Below are 336 nucleotides of genomic sequence, written 5' to 3' on the forward strand. Positions count from 1 at the left end.
TATTTCTTATATGCAATTTTCAAGGTACATATTGATAATCAAATGTTTTACCTAGTCATCCGAGAGCTCAAAGCGAAGCTTTTCGCTCACGGATATCTTACAGATATCCTTCTGTTACCACCCAGATGTTTTCATTCAAGCAAGCTTGATTCAAACATCTGCGGGCAACATCAGATGCCCTTTGATTATCAAGTGGAGAATACGAGATTCGAACTCGTGACCTCCTGCTTGCAAGGCAGGCGCTCTCCCAACTGAGCTAATCCCCCATTTATACAATTTATGTTGAAAGGTATGGGCTTAAGTGGGCCTTACCTCCTCAAGTGAATGCTTGAGAAA

Annotated in this window: 1 tRNA gene; it reads right to left on the bottom strand. The window is 41.7% G+C overall.

Annotated features, from left to right (window positions below):
- Nucleotides 1–193: 193 nt before the first annotated feature.
- Nucleotides 194–266: transfer RNA gene (locus ACQRBH_RS17380), tRNA-Ala, on the bottom strand.
- Nucleotides 267–336: the final 70 nt, after the last annotated feature.

The organism is Bariatricus sp. SGI.161 (assembly GCF_050313695.1).
Classification (GTDB): Bacteria; Bacillota; Clostridia; order Lachnospirales; family Lachnospiraceae; genus JAFBIX01.